This is a genomic window from Acidimicrobiia bacterium (assembly GCA_029210695.1).
Classification (GTDB): Bacteria; Actinomycetota; Acidimicrobiia; order Spongiisociales; family JAHEDJ01; genus JAHEDJ01.
In genome coordinates, this window is record JARGFH010000093.1 from 1 (window position 1) to 8,430 (window position 8,430).

The window sequence follows — 8,430 nt, forward strand, 5'->3', positions numbered from 1 at the left end:
CGCCTGCAGTTTCTTTGACATAACTCCATCCTCGCTTCCAAGGTAAAGAGTCTCCAAGAATCCCAGGGCGATACAAAGGCTCTCGGCGGTTTTGTACGCGGTCAGCTACTCGTCGCCCTCATCGTTGGGGTTCTCACCAGTTTCGCCCTCTGGATCATCGGCTTGCCCCTTTGGCTCATCGTCGGGGCGATCACCGGCCTGCTCAATCTGGTGCCATTCGTCGGCCCGACCTCCGGTGGGATCCTGGCGGTGGCCGTTTCGTTAGCTCTCGGAGACTGGCGGATGGCATTCTGGGCCGCCGTCGCAATGATCATCGTGCAACAGATCGACAACCATTTCATCAGCCCGATCATTCTGCGCGCCACGGTGAAGCTCCACCCGGCGCTGATCATTCTGGCGCTGCTCGTTGGTGGTTCGGTGGCGGGTCTGATCGGGGTGCTGGTAGCGGTCCCGACGGTCGCCCTGATCAAAATCATTGTCGCTCACCTGTGGCGGACACGGGTGCTCGGCCAGTCATGGGACGAAGCAACGGAAGCGGTCATTCAGGAGTACGAGCCGCCTTCGGCCGAGAAACTGCTGGGGCGGCTGCAGCGGATTCGCGACATGCAGGTGTCGCGGGGCGATGTGTCTCACCAATCCCACGGCGTGCCGGATGATCGCAACGACAAAACGAGTTCGGAGGAGTCCGGGTAGATACCGTCCGTACCCCCGTCTCGTCTCAGTCGAGCCGGAAGGGATACTTGTGACCCGCTGGAGGTCGGCCTACTCCATCTCCCCAAGATATGCGTCTGACAACTGAGGGTGCTCGAGCAGGTTGGCCGCCGTATCAGAGAGCACGATGGATCCCGTCTGGAGAACGTATCCGCGGTCGGCGATCGAGAGGGCCATGTGGGCATTCTGTTCGACGACAAAGATCGTCGTACCCTGGGAGTTGATCTCCTCGATCGTCTCGAACACCTGCTCCACGAGGATCGGTGCCAGACCCATCGACGGCTCATCGAGTAGGAGGACCTTTGGCCTGGCGGTCAACGCCCGGCCGATCGCCAGCATCTGCTGTTCGCCTCCCGACAATGTTCCTGCCCGCTGACGGATGCGTTCTTTGAGGCGGGGGAATAGCCGGAACACCCGCTCGATGTCCTCCTGGATCTCCTTCTTGTTGTCCCGCAGATTCGCCCCGATCTCGAGGTTCTCCCTCACGGTCATCTTGCCGAACAAGCGGCGATTCTCCGGTACCATCGTCAACCCGCGGCTGACGATTTCCGGAGTGGTCAGGTGTTCGATCCGTTCGCCGTCGAAGATGATCTCACCCGCATTCGCTCGAGTCATACCGAGAATCGTTCGAAGAGTGGTCGACTTCCCGGCCGCGTTGGAGCCGAGCAGGCATACGATCTCGTTCTCGTTCACGTCGATCGAGATGTCTTCGAGGGCGCGCACCGGCCCGTAGGAGGCGCTGACGTGACGGAGGCTGAGAATGGCTTCGCTCATGCCTGCTCCTCCGATCCGGCCTTCCCGAGGTATGCCTCGATGACCTGTTGGTTGGCGGCGACCTCTTCGTAGGTGCCGTCTGCGATCTTTTTGCCGTAGTCCAGTGCAACTACTCGATCGGAGACACCCTTGATCACCGGCATGTCATGTTCGATGAGGACGATTGCATATCCCTTGACATCCCGCAGGCGCCCGATCAACTCGATCAGCCCTTCCTTCTCTGCCGGGTTCATTCCGGCGGCCGGTTCGTCGAGGAGGAGAAGCTGCGGCTCTGTTGCCATCGCCCTGGCGATCTCGAGGCGGCGGCGATCCGCATAGGCGAGTTCAGAAGCGAGCGAGTTGATTCGGGGCGTCAACCGGTCGCCGAAGAAAGCGAGGCTGTCGATCGCCGACGAGTGCACTTTCTGCTCTTCTTTCGCCGTACGCTTGGTATTCAATAAGGCTCCGTAAACGCCGGCCTTCGTGCGGGTGTGCTGGCCGACCATGGCATTCTCGAGGACGGTCATCGCCCCGAACAGGCGCACCGATTGAAACGTACGCGACACCCCCACCCTGGTTATCTGATTGGGCTTGAGACCTACCAGGTTGTGTCCGTCGAAATGAATCTTGCCGGCATCCGGCGCGTAGAAGCCGGTGACGATGTTGAACAGCGTAGTTTTGCCGGCACCGTTGGGGCCGATGACCCCAACGATCTCGCCGGGATCTGCCCAGAAGTCGACGCTGTCGACCGCTTGCACGCCGCCGAATCGTTTTGAAACGCCCTCGAGTTCCAGAAGGTGGCTCATGCGGGTGACCCTCCTCCCGGGAGCTTGACCGGTGGTGCGGGACCCGCTCCTTCGTGGAGCTCGCGCTGCCGGCGCTTGTTGGGCAGCAGACCCTCCGGCCGGAAGATCATGATTGCAACGAGGATCGCACCGTAGATCAGCAGCCGGAACTCGCCGAACTCACGGAGCAACTCCGGCAAGCCGACCAGGGCGGCTGCTCCGACGATGACGCCCGGAATCGACCCGATGCCACCCAGAATGATCACGGCGAGCACGTTGATCGAGACCTGGAGCCCGAAGCTGTTGGGGAAGATCGATCCGATCTTGGCGGCGAAGAACACTCCGCCGAGGCTGCCGACCCCGGCACCCATTGCGAAGGCCAGTAGCTTGTAACGGACCACGCTGATGCCCATGGCCTCGGCAACGTCCTCATCTTCCCGCATGGCCGCCCAGGCCCGCCCGACGCGTGAGTCGACGAGCCGGGATGAGATGTAGGCGGCGACGAAACAGAAGGCGAGGATCACGTAGTAGATGTGTTGCGGGTTGCGAAGATCGAACGATGCGGGCGGTGCAGGTGGAATCCTCGTCAGCCCCTGCGCTCCACCGAGGAAGGGTGACAGCCAGTCGGACAGCACCAGCGTGCGAATGATCTCACCGAATCCAAGGGTCACAATTGCCAGGTAGTCGCCGCGCAAGCGCAGGACGGGTGCTCCGATCATGGCCCCGATGACGACGGCGATGATGACGACAAACGGAAGCGCGAACCAGATGTTCGTGAACCCGGCCGCGGCGAACGTCTCCCCTTCCTCCGTCACCAGGAACGAGGCGGGGGAGGTGAAGATGGCAGCTGCATAGGCTCCGACGGCGAAGAACGCCACATAACCCAGATCGAGTAGGCCGGCATAGCCGACGACGATGTTGAGGCCGAGGCCCAGCAAGACGTAGAGCCCGACGGTGCCGAGCACGTCACTCACGAACGGTCCGACCACCCAGGGCAAGGCGATCAGAGCGAGGATGGAGGCGATCAGGGATGCGCGACCCCAGGTGCGCCGGGTGCCCTCCGGCATGTGGGCAGCGATCTCCTGCCGCTTCTCTTTGCGTCCCGTCAGCCACCAGCGCATGCCGAACCCGGCCAGCACCGTGATGATGGTCCCGGCGACGGTGAGGCCACCGAGTTCGTAGAGCCAGTTGGTTGGTATGCCGAGGTTTCCGAGCGTTACCCGCAGAATTGGCTCGCCGAGACTCACGAGCAACATCATGCTGACCGCGAATATGGCGGAGGAGCGGAGGTGCTCGTCCTTGAGTCCGACGAGGCCACCGGCGACTAGGCCGGTGGCTCCACCGGCCAGCGCCATGACGATGGCGCCGAGCGCCGGGTTGAGGCCGAATTCGAGCGTTTCGAGCAGCCCGGGGGTGATGCTGACGAACATGCCCCGCACGTCGACGCCGGCGTTGATGAGACCTTCGAAGCCCAGCGTGATGAGCGCAACCAGGCCGCCGGCTACGAGTCCGACCAGGGCTCCGGTCGGCAGTGGGGTCTTGCCCTTCCGGGCGGCCGTGTAGGCGGCGATGGCAAATGTGAGCAGGATCAGCACAACACCGAGTCCGACGACTCCGGTGATGATGTTGCGGTCCTGAAAACGCTCGACCATGCCGATTGCCGCCAGATAGATGACGACCGTTCCGCCGATGAGGCCGGGCTTGAGAGCCGAGGGCGGATTCATGCCCGCTTCTCCTCAGATGCACCGACGAATCCGCCGGGAAGGAAGATCAAGACGAGCACGAGGATGCCGAACGCAATCACCGGTTGCAGCTGATTCGGAGAGGGGACATTGGCACCGGTCAGGAAGAGGTTGGGTCCGACCGCTTCGAGGATCCCGAGCAGCAGTCCGCCGAGTGCTGCTCCGGTGATGCTGCCGATTCCGCCGAGCACGGCGGCGGTGAAGGCCTTGATGCCGGGCAGGAAGCCCATGGTGAAGATCACCTGGTTGAAGAGAAATACGTAGAGAATGCCGGCGGCGCCGGCCAGTGCGCCGCCGATGGCGAAGGTGGCGACGATCGTCCGGTCGACGTTGATGCCCATCAGCGAGGCGATCTCACGGTCTTCGCCGACCGCCCGCATCGAGCGGCCGGTTCTGGTGCGAGCCACGAAGAGGTAGAGGAGGACCCAGAGGAGCATCGCCGCCACGATGACGATGGCCTGCGTCTTGAGCATCTCGATGCCGAAGATGGTCCACTTGCCCTGGAGGATCTCGATATTGGGGTACGCCCGGACGTTGGCGCCGTACAGGCCACGGAAGGTGTACTGAAGAAAGAACGAGGCGCCGATGGCCGTGATCAGGGGTACAAGCCGGGGGGCGCCACGGAGTGGCCGGTAGGCGAGTCGCTCGAGGATGACCGCGACGAACACGGATACGGCCATCGAGACCAGCAACAGGATGGCGATGGCGATGAGCGGGTTGCTGTTCAGGAAGCCATTGCCGGCAAAGGCGACGGCAACGAAGTAGGCGGTGTAGACACCCGACATGAAGACCTCGCCGTGAGCGAAGTTGATCATGAAGAGGATGCCGTAGACGAGTGTGTAGCCGATGGCGATGAGGGCGTAGACACTGCCCCGCGCCAGACCGTTGATCAAGAGCGACTGCCAGTCCTCCGCGGTGAAGACCCCGGCTCGCAACGTGGCGGTGCTGCCCGCCACCACTCCGTAGATGATCGACAGGCTGAGCACGATCAGGATGATGCGGCGCATCGGGATGCGTTCGAATCTGAGTCGGCGGCTCGACTGTTCGGTGGGGGTGGGGTCGGGGCTGGTCATGGGGGTCGGTGTGTGAGGAGGGGGGGAAGCTCCCGAGCTTCCCCCCCTGGATCACATCGTCCTAGCCATCGAGGCTCGCCACTTTGCTGAACACCGGGTTGTTGGTGTCGTAGTTCCCATCAACAACCTGATACACGGCAATGGTGGCCGTGGACTGGCAGTCGCCGAGGTCGTTGCAGTTCAGCGTGCCGGTGATGCCCTGGACGCCGGAGGTGGCGAACAGTGCATCCTTCAGCGCCGTCCTCGGGATATACAGAGTCCCGCCTTCATCGATCGCTACCGCCTTGATTGCGTCGAAGAACATGTTGGCGGCGTCGTAGGAGTGGGCGTGGAAGGCCGCGGCCGGTTCGCCACCCCACAGCTCCTGGTAGGCCGTCTTGAACTCACCTGCGTAGAAGTCCTGGTCGCCGGTGAAGGCGGACAGGTCGGGCCCGGACAGGTAGACGCCTTCAACGGCCTCACCGGCCGCAGCCACGTAGTCGGCCGACAGCATGCCGTCGGATCCGATCAGCTCGGTATCAGCCAGGCCATCGATCTGGCGCGCCTGCTGGGTGATGAGTCCACCTTCGGGGGCGAAGATCGGGAAGTAGAGCACGTCCGGGCTATCGGCTGCGATCGAGGTCAGCACCGACGTGTAGTCGGTTTCCTGCACCTGGATGGCTTCTCTCTTGGTGATCGTGCCACCGAGTTCCTCGAACGTGTCCGCGAACACGGCCTGAAGGCCGTCGGCATAGGGGCTGCCATCGTGGATCGTGGCTGCGGTCCGTGCGCCGAGTTCGTTATAGGCGAACTCCGCAACCGCCGCACCCTGCAATTTGTCGTTGTGGGCGGTGCGCAGGTAGAAGGCCTGATGCTCTTCGGGTGTTGTTAATGCCGGGCCGGTATTGGACGGCGAGATGATCGAGATGCCCTTGTCGCTCAGGATCGTATCGGCGACGCCGAGCGCGGCGCTCGAGCAGCTGGTGCCGATAACACCAACCGTGCTCGGGTCGGCGGCGAGCGCCTGGGCGCCTGCCTGTCCGCCCTCTGCCGAGCAACCGTCGTCCTGATGGTTGAACGCGATCGGATGACCGAGAAGCTCACCGTTGACGCCGTCAAAGGTTCCGTCGAGATAATCGGCGGCCATGACTACGCCGTTCTGGCTGTCCTGGCCCAAGCTGGCGTTCGCACCGGAAATGACGAGCAATGTGCCGATGGTGATCGCTTCACCGCTGCCAACTTCCACGCAACCGAACGGATCGGCGTCGCAGACTGCCGAGGCATCTCCGCCTCCGCCGCCTGTGGTCGTGTCGCTGCCGCCACCCGCGGTCGTGTCACTGCTGTCACTGCCGCAAGCGGCAACGATGAGCGAAAAGACCATGAGCAGCAGAACGAGTTTTCCTAGGGATGTTTTGTTCCGCAATTTGATTTCCTCCTTCGGTGCCGCCGGGCGGTACCGATTTCTTCCCGTTGATCCTGCCGGGCAGGATGTGACGCAGGAGTTTAGGCACGCTGGGCAGCAGTTGTTCTCTGAAGTGCCCTATTCGCCTGGATTCGTCAGGGGTGCGGTACGCTGCCCGGACGGGCTGAAGGAGTGCCGATGACTGAAGAGCTAGCCGCTACCGATGCTTACCAGCGCCGCGTGCATGCTGTGGTTGAGGAAATGCAAGACGGCGGCGTCGTGCTCGACCGCACGGTGTTCTACCCGCGCGGTGGAGGGCAGCCCGGGGATACCGGCATCCTGAGAACTCCGGCCGGCGATGTGCGGGTGTCGGATACCTTCAAGCGAAGCGGACTCCTGCTGCACCGGATCGAGGGCGGGAACCTCGAGGCCGGGATGAGCGTTGAGGCGGTGATCGACTGGGAGCGAAGGCACCTCCTGATGAGAACACACACCGCGTTGCACGCTCTGTCTGCGGTGATCTGGCGCGACTTCGGCGCCAAGGTGACCGGCGGCAACATGGAACCCGGATCGGCGCGCATGGACTTCGAGCTGGACGCCATCTCAGTGGACTTCGGCCGCGACGTTGAGCGGGTGCTGAACGATGAACTGGGCGGAGATCTGCCGGTTCATGTGCATTTCCTTCCGCGTCTAGAGGCTCTGGCCGATCCTGATCTCATCCGAACCAAGGTGAACCTCCTGCCCGATTTCATCGACCCCATCCGGATCATCGAGATCGAAGGCCTCGACAAACAAGCCGATGGAGGGACCCATGTTCGCTCCACCGGGGAGGTGGGTCGGGTGGCCGTCACGAAGACGGAGAGCAAAGGTAAATCCAACAAACGAATCCGCATCGAACTCGCCGACTGATGCTCGACTTCGTTCTCGGTCTCTACTTCGCCGGTCTCCTCGTCAGGGGATGGATGCGCGGTCTGGTCAAAGAGGCGATGGATCTGGCCGGGATGCTGATCGGCCTGGCGCTCGCCTTCCGGTTGAGCGGACCGGCCGGCAAGGTGGTCGAGGCCACCACGGGTGTAAGCGATCCAACCGCGCCGCTGCTGGGCGGCGTGGCCGTCTTCCTGATCGTGGGCCTCGGCGCCACCGTATTGAGCCATTACCTGAGCAAGGTCGCCCGGCTGCCGGGGCTCAACCTGAGCAACCGGTTGCTCGGCGGCGCCCTGGCACTCGCCTGGGCGCTGTTCCTCGCCACACTGATCCTTTCACTGGTCAAGGTCCTCCCGCTCCCGGGGTCTGCCCATGAGTCCATCGACAACTCGCGCGTAGCGTCGGCGCTGACCGATCCTGGTTTCGTGACCCACCGGGCCTTCACGGTGATCTCAGGTGACGACATCCTGGCCAATCTCTTGAGCCTCGAGGACGTTCTCGGTGAGCGATCAGTCATCCTCGATGAGGACGATCGGATCGAGTTCGACGCCGTTCCCGTCGAAGATCTCGAGGACGCTCCGGACGCGGCGCGCGAGATCTTCGAGTTCGTGAACCTCTCGAGGATCGAGGCGGGCGTCGATCCCCTGGCTTGGTCAGATGCCCTGGCCGATGTGGCGATCGGCCATGCCCGGGCGATGTACGCCAACGGCTACTTCTCCCATGTCTCGCCCGTCACCGGCACCGTGGCCGATCGGGTCGAAGCGGCCGGGATTCCGTATCGGATCGTCGGTGAGAACCTGGCCCTAGCGGTGACTCCCTCGCAAGTGCACGAGGGCTTGATGGACAGCCCAGGCCATTACGAGAACATCGTGCGGCCGACCTTCCGCCGTGTGGGCATCGCCGCCATCAAGGGTCCATTGGGCTTCATGGTGGTCCAAGTATTCAGCGGCTAGCCAAAGTTGACCGGTCCGTGAGGCAAGGTAGAACCTAGTGGTCTGTCGCTGAAATGGCGAACCGGTGTAGTGTTGGGGGATGGTTGCTACTGCTGAAGCGTTGCGGAT

General features: G+C 62.8%; 8 protein-coding genes. 3 read left to right on the plus strand and 5 right to left on the minus strand.

The window, feature by feature from the left end:
* The first annotated feature begins 27 nt into the window (after positions 1–27).
* On the plus strand, positions 28–693 hold the full coding sequence (locus P1T08_17520) for an AI-2E family transporter (GenBank protein ID MDF1597882.1): 666 nt from the start codon (positions 28–30) through the stop codon (positions 691–693).
* A gap of 69 nt (positions 694–762) precedes the next feature.
* Here the strand turns inward: P1T08_17520 and P1T08_17525 are convergent, their stop codons facing one another.
* The 5 genes from P1T08_17525 to P1T08_17545 form a co-directional block, all read right to left on the minus strand.
* On the minus strand, positions 763–1,485 hold the full coding sequence (locus tag P1T08_17525) for an ABC transporter ATP-binding protein (protein MDF1597883.1): 723 nt from the start codon (positions 1,483–1,485) through the stop codon (positions 763–765).
* Entirely contained in the window at positions 1,482–2,270 is a 789-nt protein-coding gene (locus tag P1T08_17530; protein MDF1597884.1) for an ABC transporter ATP-binding protein, read from the minus strand. The genes P1T08_17525 and P1T08_17530 overlap by 4 nt, the downstream gene beginning before the upstream one ends.
* Complete coding sequence (locus P1T08_17535) at positions 2,267–3,973, minus strand: branched-chain amino acid ABC transporter permease (GenBank protein MDF1597885.1); 1,707 nt, start codon at positions 3,971–3,973, stop codon at positions 2,267–2,269. Before P1T08_17535 ends, P1T08_17530 begins: the two co-directional genes overlap by 4 nt.
* Positions 3,970–5,064, minus strand: coding sequence for a branched-chain amino acid ABC transporter permease (locus P1T08_17540; GenBank protein MDF1597886.1), 1,095 nt, complete (start codon positions 5,062–5,064; stop codon positions 3,970–3,972). Before P1T08_17540 ends, P1T08_17535 begins: the two co-directional genes overlap by 4 nt.
* A 61-nt stretch (positions 5,065–5,125) precedes the next feature.
* Entirely contained in the window at positions 5,126–6,466 is a 1,341-nt protein-coding gene (locus P1T08_17545; protein MDF1597887.1) for a branched-chain amino acid ABC transporter substrate-binding protein, read from the minus strand.
* Between the two features lie 177 nt (positions 6,467–6,643).
* Between P1T08_17545 and P1T08_17550 the strand changes: the two genes are divergently transcribed.
* Together P1T08_17550 and P1T08_17555 are read left to right on the plus strand one after the other, a co-directional pair.
* Positions 6,644–7,354: an alanyl-tRNA editing protein gene (locus P1T08_17550; GenBank protein ID MDF1597888.1), complete on the plus strand. Its 711-nt coding sequence runs from the start codon at positions 6,644–6,646 to the stop codon at positions 7,352–7,354.
* Positions 7,354–8,322: a CvpA family protein gene (locus tag P1T08_17555; GenBank protein ID MDF1597889.1), complete on the plus strand. Its 969-nt coding sequence runs from the start codon at positions 7,354–7,356 to the stop codon at positions 8,320–8,322. The genes P1T08_17550 and P1T08_17555 overlap by 1 nt, the downstream gene beginning before the upstream one ends.
* Positions 8,323–8,430: the final 108 nt, after the last annotated feature.

What these genes read in the sequence shown, in the direction of transcription:
- P1T08_17525 (MDF1597883.1), bottom strand. Translation starts at nt 1,485, where the DNA reads ATGAGCGAAGCCATTCTCAGCCTCCGTCACGTCAGCGCCTCCTACGGG.
- P1T08_17530 (MDF1597884.1), bottom strand. Translation starts at nt 2,270, where the DNA reads ATGAGCCACCTTCTGGAACTCGAGGGCGTTTCAAAACGATTCGGCGGC.
- P1T08_17535 (MDF1597885.1), bottom strand. Translation starts at nt 3,973, where the DNA reads ATGAATCCGCCCTCGGCTCTCAAGCCCGGCCTCATCGGCGGAACGGTC.
- P1T08_17540 (MDF1597886.1), bottom strand. Translation starts at nt 5,064, where the DNA reads ATGACCAGCCCCGACCCCACCCCCACCGAACAGTCGAGCCGCCGACTC.
- P1T08_17550 (MDF1597888.1), top strand. Translation starts at nt 6,644, where the DNA reads ATGACTGAAGAGCTAGCCGCTACCGATGCTTACCAGCGCCGCGTGCAT.
- P1T08_17555 (MDF1597889.1), top strand. Translation starts at nt 7,354, where the DNA reads ATGCTCGACTTCGTTCTCGGTCTCTACTTCGCCGGTCTCCTCGTCAGG.